At 47.6% G+C, this 10,791-nt stretch carries 8 protein-coding genes and 1 tRNA gene; 1 reads left to right on the forward strand and 8 read right to left on the reverse strand.

The window, feature by feature from the left end; genetic code table 11:
- Positions 1-92 precede the first annotated feature (92 nt).
- The 5 genes from K2I50_RS02480 to K2I50_RS02500 form a co-directional block, all read right to left on the reverse strand.
- Positions 93-1,814, reverse strand: a complete 1,722-nt coding sequence (locus K2I50_RS02480) for a RagB/SusD family nutrient uptake outer membrane protein (protein ID WP_301024669.1) — start codon at positions 1,812-1,814, stop codon at positions 93-95.
- Positions 1,815-1,893: 79 nt separating this feature from the next.
- Positions 1,894-5,472 (reverse strand): TonB-dependent receptor, encoded by a 3,579-nt coding sequence (locus K2I50_RS02485; protein ID WP_301024670.1) that lies wholly within the window; start codon positions 5,470-5,472, stop codon positions 1,894-1,896.
- A gap of 22 nt (positions 5,473-5,494) precedes the next feature.
- Positions 5,495-5,911 carry a hypothetical protein gene (locus K2I50_RS02490; RefSeq protein ID WP_301024671.1) on the reverse strand — a complete coding sequence of 139 codons (417 nt, stop codon included), beginning with the start codon at positions 5,909-5,911 and terminating at the stop codon, positions 5,495-5,497.
- 48 nt (positions 5,912-5,959) lie between these two features.
- Positions 5,960-6,970 (reverse strand): FecR family protein, encoded by a 1,011-nt coding sequence (locus tag K2I50_RS02495; RefSeq protein ID WP_301024672.1) that lies wholly within the window; start codon positions 6,968-6,970, stop codon positions 5,960-5,962.
- Between the two features lie 27 nt (positions 6,971-6,997).
- Positions 6,998-7,576, reverse strand: a complete 579-nt coding sequence (locus tag K2I50_RS02500) for an RNA polymerase sigma-70 factor (RefSeq protein ID WP_367279081.1) — start codon at positions 7,574-7,576, stop codon at positions 6,998-7,000.
- A gap of 265 nt (positions 7,577-7,841) precedes the next feature.
- Between K2I50_RS02500 and K2I50_RS02505 the strand changes: the two genes are divergently transcribed.
- Positions 7,842-8,402, forward strand: coding sequence for a beta-class carbonic anhydrase (locus K2I50_RS02505; protein ID WP_301024676.1), 561 nt, complete (start codon positions 7,842-7,844; stop codon positions 8,400-8,402).
- Between the two features lie 358 nt (positions 8,403-8,760).
- On the opposite strand, the gene K2I50_RS02510 is transcribed toward K2I50_RS02505, so the two are convergent.
- The 3 genes from K2I50_RS02510 to K2I50_RS02520 all read right to left on the reverse strand — a co-directional run bounded on the left by K2I50_RS02510 (position 8,761) and on the right by K2I50_RS02520 (position 10,122).
- Positions 8,761-9,393 (reverse strand): hypothetical protein, encoded by a 633-nt coding sequence (locus K2I50_RS02510; RefSeq protein ID WP_301024673.1) that lies wholly within the window; start codon positions 9,391-9,393, stop codon positions 8,761-8,763.
- A complete protein-coding gene (locus K2I50_RS02515; RefSeq protein ID WP_301024674.1) occupies positions 9,390-9,782 on the reverse strand; it encodes a helix-turn-helix transcriptional regulator in 393 nt (130 codons plus the stop codon). Before K2I50_RS02515 ends, K2I50_RS02510 begins: the two co-directional genes overlap by 4 nt.
- A 267-nt stretch (positions 9,783-10,049) precedes the next feature.
- Positions 10,050-10,122, reverse strand: a tRNA-Thr gene (locus K2I50_RS02520).
- Positions 10,123-10,791: the final 669 nt, after the last annotated feature.

Genomic DNA, 10,791 nt, shown 5'->3' on the forward strand with positions numbered 1-10,791 from the left:
TAAGGGCCGCCAATTCAATTTTGGCAAAAGATATCGGCGACCCTTGTATTGAGTTGAAGCCTAAAAAAATGACTGTCAATTTAGAAAGTTTCTTAGAATGAAAGACCGTCGTTCCATCCGGGATTCTGCGACAGAGCGCCGTTGGATAGCGAGCGTTCGTTGGTGGGGATGCCGTAGAGATAGTCGCGGTCTTCGTGCCATGTGCGTTTGAATGCGTCGCTTCCAAACCTCACCGCATATCCCTTGTCGCCTTCCGACAGGAAAATGTCTTTATCGATTTCAAGAAACTTCAGTCCTATGCCTGATGGCTTTTTACCGGTGTATATGCATACATTGGCCTTTCCGTCGCCGGTCATGTCATATTTTCCCGGGCCCGGGAAGTACATGCCGTAGAATGGTTTTTCATATACTTTGCCTTCACGCCAGCGCAATATGTCGTTGTAGTGCACAAGTTCGAGTGACAGTTCGATAAGACGTTCACGGCGTATCTCCAGTATGACTCCGGTATTGGCCGAACGGGTGACATTTGGATACCCCCATTCTTCGCTCATCATGTAAGGGTCGGGAGTGGAGTTGGCATCGGCCACACTGAGATGAGGCATTCCAACGCGATCGCGAAGGCGATTGACAGACATATCAATGTCATCCTGAGTAATGGTACCGAGTTCGGCAAGTGCTTCGGCATAGTTCAGGTAGATTTCTGCGAGACGGAATATCGGCATTGAAGCGCGGCTCTGCCGATATGCGTCATAGTCATCACTCATTACATATTTGATAAACTGATAGCAGCCTTCGGTATAATTTAATGCCGTAGCCTGTACTTTGTCCTGTCCCATCTGCTTGTACCCCGGACATAAGATGGTCTGGGCCATGCGTGGATCGCGGTTTTTGCATTCGTCGATATATTCCATTGTCTGCCAGCCGGCCTTGTCAGTGAAACGGCTTCCGTCGGTCATGAGAAACAGATTGGCAAAACGCTTTGTCATTGATGCGAACCGTGTCTTTGACTCATCGTTGGCATTGTGGCGTCCGCCTACCTGGTCGCCATATATTCTTGCCCAGATAACTTCGTCGGCACGCGGCTCGATAGATGCGAATAGATTGCGGTAAGGCTCTGTGGTCTCGGTATAGAGTCTGTAGCCACCTTCGTCAATCAGTTTTTTTGATGCCTCAGCACAGATTTCAAGCAGATGATCGCCTGACAGTGACGAGGCATTGAAGGTGGTGCCGGCATGGTATTTGCGGAAGGTACCCTCAAATAGTGTGGCACGGGACTTCAGAGCAAGTGCTGTCCAGGCACATATTTCAGTAGTCTTTTTGCCATAGGGAAGGAGAAGGTCGAAAGCTCTGTCGCAGTCATCTATGATATGGTCTATGATTATATCGCGGTTGTCGCGCGGCTTACATAGCAGTTGGGTGTCGGCGCTGCCGATTGGTTGGTCATACCAGGGCACTTCGCCAAACTTGGTGAGCATGTTGTAGTAGAAAAATGCCCTGAAGAAGTAGGCAACACCGTCGTAACGGTTGCGCACATATGAGTCGGTGCATTTTGAGGAGTTCTGCAGATAGTAGTTTATATTGCGGAGTGTGCCCCAGCTCCATCCGACATCGCCTGCCGCCGAGGGGAGCGGACGTGTGCCTGCTATCTCGCGTGGCAGGGTCTCGTGCTGTATCAGTTCGCTGGTTTCCATAAACCATCTCAATTCTCCTACGCTTGGTTCAAGGGCGTAGAAGGAATTGGTATATTGGGCAAGTTCGGCTTCAGACCGGAAGTATGTCTCCGGCGACATGCGGTCCTCCGGTATCTGATCCATATCTGTACATGAGGCTAAGACGATAGCAATCGCCGGAACACTGCATAGATACTTATATATAGATTTCATAATTTCTGATTTAGAATACGATGTTTACACCTAATGTAAGTGACTTGGAAAATCCGTAGGTAAGGGCGTCGTTGCTCTTTTTGCCGGAGTTGGTGGCTGTCTCCGGGTCAATGGTCTTGCAGTACTTCTTGAATGGCGACCAATAGAAGAGATTTTCGCCGGAGAAGTATACACGCAGTTCGCGGAATGTATGTCGCAGCACAGGGAGGGTATATCCTATGGTGAGATTTTTCAGACGCAGGTAGCTGACATCCTGTAGATAGCGCGTATTAGCGTTGCCCATCGGATTCTTTGAGCCATAGGCTGCGTAAGCGCAGGGACGGGGGAAGTAGGCATCGCGGTTGTCCTCGCTCCATACATTGTCAAGGAATCCCTCGGGGATGTATGCGTTGTACGGTCGGCAATAGGGGCCCCAGAATGTACGGGCCTCGTTGCCGGGATACCAGTCGCACTTGCCGACTCCCTGGAAGAATACAGAGATATCGATACCTTTCCATTCGGCAGACCCGCGGAAGTTGTAGTTGTAGCGCGGCGTGGTGTTACCGATAATTTTCCGGTCGCCGGGATTGTCGACAGTGTTGTCGCCGGGGGTAATCAGTCCGTCGCCGTTTAGGTCTACTACACGTGGGTCACCTGCGCGTACGCCTCGCCAGGAGTCGGGACCGAAGCTGTAGTAGTCGGAATATACATATGTCGAGCCGTCGACTTTCGACATATATTCCAGAGCCTCCTCGTTGGTCTGGAACAGTCCGTCGATTTCATATCCCCAAATTTCTCCGATTTCCTCTCCGGCATAGTGCTTTGAGAGAAGGCGTCCGGGGTTGTCGAATTTGGTTATTTTGGAACGGGCGTCGCCAATGCCTCCGCCGATGCTATAGTGGAAGTTTGAGCCGAGCAGATGGAAATCGTCATTCCACGTAAGCCCGATTTCAAATCCTCGTGTGCGCAGGTCGGCGCAATTGGCCTTAGGTACCGATGCTCCATACACGGCGGGCAGCTGTGAGCCTGAGGTAAGCATGTCCTTGGTGTCGCGTATGAATATATCGCCTGTGAAGTTGAGTCGTGAGTTAAAGAAGCTGAGATCAAGCCCGGCGTTGTATGTGGTGACTTTCTCCCAAGTGAGATCAGATGCCGGCGGCGCTGACACCGAGGCATAGTTTACGTATGTGGAACCATCGAATGTGATGTCGTCCATCAGTTGATTGGTAGTCAGTTTCTGGATATAATCGTAGTATCCTACCTGCTGGTTACCGAGGGTACCGACCGAAAGTCGTATTTTACCGCTGTTCCACCATGTCGACATGCCTTGCATGAACTGCTCTTCGGTAAAGCGCCATCCGAGCGATGCGGAGGGGAAGAAACCCCAGCGGTGTTTGCTTGAGAAGCGCGACGACCCGTCGTATCGACCCGAGAGTTCGACAAGATAGCGTCCGGCATAGTCGTAGTTGAAACGAGCGAAATAGCCGTAGGTGACAGAGTTCTGGATTTCGTCTTTGAAATCCTTTACCTCGCCTGTGGCGATATTCAGGGTGTTGAGGTCAGGACTCATGAGATCCTGACGCTCGCCCTTGAAATACAGATGGCGGTATATTTCTCCATTGAATCCGCCGGTAACGGTTAGGTGGTTTTCGCCAAAGGTCGGATTATAGGTTGCGTAGGCGTTGATTGTCTGGGTAATGTTCTGGGTCATGCCTCGCGTAAACATGTCCCAGCACATGGAGTCGTCGGAACCTGTAATCCAGTTAATGGTGCCGATTGTGTTGCTGTAGGGTACATTTACACGTCGCATCTCACGGTTGAGCGACCTGAAAAGATAGGAGTAGTCGGCTACAATCGACAGGTTCTTTACGGGAGTGACTGTAAGCTGATTTTTTACAAGATATTCGCGGTTCTGATCTTTATTCTTGTGTTTCCCGTAATTCATCAGAGCATTGTATCCGTCACCGACCTTGGCTGTACCTCTGGTGATTATGCCGGAGATGTCCCACAGCGATGTACCGTCGGGATTGGTCGACGGAAATGACGATAGGGCATGGTTGCCTGAGCGGTAGAAGAAATCGTTAAGGTCGCTTGAGCCTGACCGCTCGTAGGTGGATTCGAAGAATGAAGTATTGAAGCTATACTTTAGCCAGTCGGTAATCTTGATGTCAAGTTTAGCACGCATGGAGTATGATTTAAACTCATCGTTCTGCACCTTAAGATTGCCGTCATGTATATAGGCTCGTCCGCTGATGTAGTAGTTTATGCGTTTGCTGCCGCCGGTAATCGATAGGTTGTAGTCCTGCATCGGGCGACTCTTTCGGTAATAATGGTCATACCAGTCATTGTTGGCATAGTAGCGGTAGTGGTTGTCGGCGGTAGGTATTGCCCACGGACGCTCGGGCGATTCGGTATTCTGGTCAAGTCGCATCCATAGCTCGGCATAGTCATATTCATCATATGTGGTATAGTCGACTCCCTTTTGCTGGTTCATGAAAAGGTCGTTGATATATGTTGACCAATATCCCGATGATATGAAGTCGGTCGACACTGTCGACTGCATCCATCCGGCCTTAAGGTCGAACGATACTTTTGGAGCTGCGTCCTCCTGTCCGCTCTTGGTAGTTACGAGTATCACTCCGGCCGATGCTTTGGCACCGTATACTGCCGCAGCCGAGGCATCCTTGAGAATAGACACGCTTTCGATGTCGTTGGCGTTGATACGGGCGAGATTCATCTCTACGCCGTCGACAAGTATGAGCGGCGAGCCTCCGTTGATTGACGTCACGCCACGAATGTTGATCGACGCGCTTGCATCGGGACCTCCCGAGCCCATCTTGAGGTTGAGCGACGGGTCGGCTCCCTGGAGCGCTGTAGCGGCATTGCCTGTTGGACGTCCGTTGATATCCTTGGCCTTTACTACAGTGACGGCTCCCGTCAGGTTGACTTTTTTCTGCTGTCCGTAGCCTACTACTACTACTTCGTCAAGAGCGGTGGCTCCCTCGCGCAGTACAATGTCGTATTGCCCGGCATGGGATACGGTCAGTTCTTCAGGCTCGTAGCCGATATATGACACCTCTATTTCAGCGCCTTTTCTTACTCCTTTAATAGAGAAGCGGCCGTCGATGTCTGTTGCCACTGCCAGGGCGGAGCCTTTGACCTTGACTGTAGCCCCGATGAGGGGATCGTCGGAAGCGTCGCTGACCACTCCTGTAATATCAATGGTCTGTGCGGACGAGTCGGTCATCAGCTCCTCGAGACTGACCGGCTGTGACTCGTGGTATACGACCACGGCATTGTTATGTTCGATTTTATAGCGCAGACTGCTCCCCTCAAATAGTTTGTCGAGAGTTGCTTTATTGCTTGCGTCTTTTACCGACAAAGTTACAGGTCTGTTTAGCCCCGGTAGGTCTGACTTGTATAGGAAATGCAGGTCAGATACCTTTTCAATCTCTTTCATGGCGCTTTTCAGCGGTATGGCTGAAACGGATACGGTGATATCCGCCCAAAGCGATGCGCATGACATCATGGCGGTGACGGCAAGAGCCGTGCGCCTAAGTGTATGATTGTTACGTAAATGCATGGCTGGTGTGGATTTGTTGATAATCATTGATGGGTTTTAGAGCATGCTCTTATTCCACTACGGTGATTGTGCGGCCTATTTCTATTTTGCGCCAGTCCCAATGTGGATATTCAAGTCGTCCGAAGAAATATAGTGTTACCTGGCCGGGAGTGGTGAGGGTAATAGGTGAGGAGGTGTTGACATTGTCGTCGGCAAACTCCTGGAAGTCGGCTTTCATCTCCGAGTCGGCAAACCACCATGATGTATACCACCAGTAGGAGGTGCCTCTCAGGTCGCCGTTGCCCGGTGATGTACGGTTGATTGAGCAGGTGACAATGTCACCTACATGGTATATCTCCTTTTCAGGGGTGATTACTATATTGCTGAATTTAGGTTCGGATATCTTGTCGTCATCGTCGCCGCATGCAGCCACATATACGGCCATAAGCATGATTACCAGTAGGTTGAGATACTTGTTCTTAGACATGTGGATTGGTTTATGAAATTAATAAGATTATGTAGGTTTTCTCGTAGGTCATGGTTGCCTGTAGAAGCATATTGTCGAATCTGACTCCAGCATGTATTCGGCTTCGGCTGCTGTGGCTATTATGCCAAGGGTTTCTTCAAGAGATTTTCGGCCGATGCTTCCTGAAAGGCGCACATCGCGTAGAGATGGCGTTATGATGTTGATGGTTACGCCGTAGTAGCGCGACACCGAGCGCAGTATGTCGTCAAGACGGTCGTCGTTGAATCGGCTGCATCCGGAAATCCATTCGGTGTAGTCGTCAGCGTCGACCATTGTCGATTGCAGATTGCGGGTATGTTTGTCATAACTTACCTTATTTCCCGGTTTCATTTTTATCGACTGGTTGGGAGTGCTTGCTGTGATTACACCGTCGCTTAATACCACCGTTACATTGTCTTCGTCGTGATAGCCTTTGACGTTGAACGACGTGCCGCGGCATTCTATGCGCAGACCGTCGCATGTCACAACGAATGGGTGCTCCGGGTCGGTCGCTATGTCAAATGTAGCTTCTCCCGATAGAGCGAGAGTGCGTTCCTTTAGCGACTCATCGTAATGGTACTTTACTTCAGTCTTGTTGTTGAGAGTGAGCGACGAGCCGTCGGGCAGAATTATGTGGGAGCGTTCGCCGGCATTTGTGCTTACGGTAAGCGGCATGGAATATCTCGGATTGTCGTTCCTGAACAGAAGTATTCCGGTAATGGCCGCGATTATGATTACCGATGCGGCTACTGCAAGTGGCCATATATTTTGTCTCTTGCGTGACTCTGAGTCCTGGATTTGGATATCAGTCTCAATATCAGTGGCTGAGTCAGAATCGTATAGACTGTATATGCCGGCATTAAGTCGTTCTCTGAGCTGTGGCTCGATTTTAGGGTCTGTATTTTCGATGCGTGTTGTCAGCCAGTGGTTAAGGTCTTCGTTCTCCTCAATCCACGAGTCTATTCTTGCCCGCTCTGACAGAGTGGCCCGGTTGTCAAGATATTTCTCTACAAGCATCCGTATGTCGTCTTTATCTTCCATTGTCGGTGTAGTGTTGGGCGGTGATAATTAGATATGGCAGGAGAGCATTGCCACGAGTATTATGAAGTCACATATTATGCCGTAACGCCGTTTGAGCTCCTGTCGCATAAATTTCAGTGCAAGGGTAAGGTGTGTCTCAACCGTACTAATCGATATGCCGAGAGTCTGGGCAATCTGACGGTTGGTGAGGTATTGTATACGGCTCATCCTGAATACCTTTTGTCTTACAGGAGGAAGTTCGTCAATAAGCGTTGACACGTACTGGTTGAGAAAAGCCGAGTCGATGGCATCCTGTGTGGTATGGTCTTCGTGCGACACATCTCTGAGATAGTTGTAGTATATGTATTCGATTGTCTCATGCTTCAGATAGTTGAGCAGAGTATTGCGCGCTATCGAGAACATGTAGCTTCTCAGGCTTTCACTGTCGGAGACTGTGTCAAATTTTTCCCATAGTTTCATGAATACAATCTGCGTAATTTCTTCGGCCATGTATTCGTTACCGTGGGTTAATTTCAACACAAAGTTGTAAATACGTCCGCAGTACATGGTGTGCATGCGCTCGAATCGTGCATGTCTGTGGGTGTTATCTTTATGACGGTGTCCCATGGCAGGTATCAGGGAATGCAGAAAAGAAATAAGTTTTGTAAAACAAACTGATTGGTTAACTACAAGCCGCAGTCATATTTCGGCTTGCTGTCAGGTTTTACAACTGAAGGTATACTCAGACACTAATCGGTCCTTCTATTTTAGCAAAATTTAACATAAATGATATGAATAATTGTTATCCGAATTTGGACGTCATAGTATATGCAGGAATCAAAAAATTCAGTAATTTTGGGGCACTGAATTACACAAACCACAGTTATCCATGATAATAGAAGAAATGCTGCGTCACAACGCGCAGTTTATACAAGAGGAAGGAGCCCGCAGATTTGCCACCTCCAAATATCCCGACAAGGGGATTGCTATAGTTACATGTATGGATACTCGCCTGGTCGACCTGCTCCCGGCGGCTCTCGGTATCCGTGGCGGTGATGTAAAGATGATAAAGAATGCAGGCGGCACAATCACCAACCCGTTTGACTCGACCATGCGTTCGCTGCTTGTGGCCGTCTATGAGCTTGGGGTCACAGAGATTATGGTAATAGCCCACACCGACTGCGGAGTGCAGGGGATGAATCCTCACCATATGCTCGACGCCATGCGCGCTCGCGGTGTTGACGACGAGCATATCTCGCTTATGAAACATTGCGGTATCGACCTGGAGGCATGGCTCCACGGCTTTGACGACACGGAGCTTGCCGTACGCGAGACTGTCGACCTCATTCGCAACCATCCACTCATGGCCAAAGACGTGACCGTAGGCGGCTACATCATCAATACCGACACCGGCGCCCTCACCCCAATCTGCCGTGCCGCATCCGCCCGCTGACCATCCTGGCAGTGGCCGATGATGTAGAGTCTCCGTCTGACTGCCTCAGCATCGCAGTCATTGACAGATTGGATGGGGTTAATTACTGAAAATAAAAAAGAGCTTGTCTCATGCCTATAGTCACTTCTGTCGGAGGTATGAAACAAGCCTTTTTCTTTATACGATGTGTTCGATGTATTAATGATGAGATCATCGTCAGCAAAAGGACGGTATCTGCTCTCTTGAATTTAAATATCCAACAATGCACAGGGCAATTAAAGCGCAAATTGCAAATATGCGCCAAAAATAATCACCTCCGGAAGTCTGCCTTTTGATTCCAAAAGCATCATGGATTGAGGTCGGTTTCCATTCGCTCATGTCAGTTCTTTTCGATAACTCCTATTTCTCGTTTAGTAGGTCTTACCTGTTCTATTCTAATTTGTGTTTCGGAGATGCTGTTAAGCACATATTCTTCTTGGGCATTTTGGATTATTATGCTCTTGTCATATGAATGAGGTGCACTTCCTTCGAAGGCGTGGCTGACAGAAACTTTGTTTTTACTTATTTCGGCTGATGATTGCTCAACATATTGAAAATTTGACAGGGTAATCATTAGCTCTCCTTTTTGAAAAATACCATTGTGCCTGATTTCGTAATTCCCAATCTCCCCCTCTGTAAATGTCTTCGTAGAGATGGTTATCTGTAGTATTCGAGTGATTTCTTCCTTCTCGGTTAGGATAGACAAATTTCCAAAGTTGCCTGATACTTCATAGTTTACGAGGTCTTTAAAATGACTTCCGTCAGACACGATTGTGTCATATCCAATAACTTTATTCTCAATCTGTGGATTAAATGCACTCCACCAATTAATATGTGAATCTGGAAGAGTACCGACCTCAGGATAGATACTGATAAATTCACCGCTATATAAGAGGGTTGGGAACTCTTCATTGTTTGAGCTACAAGAGCATAATATGGCAAATAATGTAGCAGCAATATGGTATTTCTTCATTTCCGTTCCTCCATTAATTTGATAATCTTTTCCTGTGCTTCAATCAACTTGTGTTTCAGTTCTGCGTTTTCTGCGGCAAGGTAGGTGTCCCTAGTGGCAATACCGATGTTCAGAACCATTGCATCCCCGGAGAGTGAAGCCGCCGAATGGTATATTGACTGTACAATTGATTGATTACTCACGTCAGCATATAGATTGAAAAAGTTATAGTCAATTACCTCTCCGTCCCGGATGAGGACTGCTGTGTCAATACTTTTTTTCTCAAGTATTCTGGTTACGTTTTGTTTTGACGTGCCGATTCTTCTTGCAAACTCTGATTTGCTAATATTCAGGTCGTTGATACGAGATTCAATCTCGTGCCCTATATGAATTGGTTGACGATTGCTCATGTCCTCAGTAAATCCATAAGTATTAATATTATTAAAATTAAATACCAAAACAGCATATACCCTCGTTGCTATAGTCGCTATACGGCGGTACTCCTGGCTTTTTCAACATTTAACGAAAGGCCTGCCATTATTAAATTGAGTTTGTATCGTTTTTCGGCTCAAATTTGGGCAAAAACTTTTAATTCGGCAATATTTTGGGCGATGTTATACAACACAAGCTGAGAGCCAATTGTTTTAGTTGATTGATTCTCAGCTTGTTGATGTTTGAGCCACAACGGGGGTTCGAACCCCGGACCTTTTCGTTACGAATGAAATGCTCTACCGACTGAGCTATTGTGGCAATGTAGGTTGTCTATTTTGTGTGTGCAAAGGTACGTAAAATCTTTTAGAGTATTGCAACTCCGAGGTTAACTTTTTTGTAATGCACAAAAAGGTTGCGCAAAGATATGTTCATATGCATGCAATGTGATATGCTGCTGCAAGTAAGTGTGCCCAAGGAGTTGTACACAGGTATATATGCAATGAAGTTGTGCCCTTGGGCTGAGTGTATGGCGATGGCACGGGGAGATATGCAGTGAGCAGTCGCCAGTCGTAGAGTTGTATGTCCTGTCGTGCGCAAGGGTGCTGTGAGTGGGGAATTGTGATATTTTAGGGATATTTGAGCATTTTTGAGCATTTTGTTTGGCGAAATGAAACTTTTGTCGCAAAAATATTGCGGGATTGAAAAGTTTGCTATAAATTTGTCGCATCAAAGCAACCTGATATATGATGACTCGATTTTACGCATACTACTTTTCTTACTTCTATTTCACTGGAAATTGAAGCGGGTAGTGGCATGCGCAAAATCTTAATGATAAGCAATAATAAAACATCACCATAGAAATTCCCGCTCCTCAACCACGAGGCAAGCGGGAATTTTGTTATATAACCGACATATGATTACCTCCGACAAACGACATATTGCCTCCGCCCGACCCAAACGTATCACCATACAGGGGGTGGCGGGATG

This window comes from Muribaculum sp., assembly GCF_029051885.1.
Taxonomy (GTDB): Bacteria; Bacteroidota; Bacteroidia; order Bacteroidales; family Muribaculaceae; genus Muribaculum.